Origin of the sequence: Lysinibacillus sp. OL1 (assembly GCF_004332175.1) — a bacterium.
Classification (GTDB): domain Bacteria; phylum Bacillota; class Bacilli; order Bacillales_A; family Planococcaceae; genus Lysinibacillus; species Lysinibacillus capsici.
This window is the reverse complement of record NZ_SJDS01000166.1, coordinates 1-232: the sequence shown is the minus strand read 5'-3', so window position 1 is coordinate 232 and position 232 is coordinate 1. Positions and strand designations below refer to the sequence as shown.

Below are 232 nucleotides of genomic sequence, written 5' to 3'. Positions count from 1 at the left end.
ACCGCTTCAACAGCTTGTACAGTGTTATCGCCAAGACGCATTACTGTGTTTTTACCAAACTGTTTTTCAATTTGGCTTAGCGCAGCATTGAGCGCCTTGCTTTTATTATCATCCATCTTACAACCTCAAAACGATGTCACGGATATTTACTGAATATGCTCAGTATAGTGACAGATTTAGTCTGTATCTTCTATAAAAGTCAGATCGTGTGCGACACAATATGACGCATGTC

1 pseudogene is annotated in these 232 nt (G+C 39.7%); it reads right to left on the bottom strand.

Annotated elements, in window-relative coordinates:
- A pseudogene (locus EW028_RS24955) lies at nt 1-116 on the bottom strand (DNA recombination/repair protein RecA); the annotation flags it as partial.
- Between the last annotated feature and the right edge of the window lie 116 nt (nt 117-232).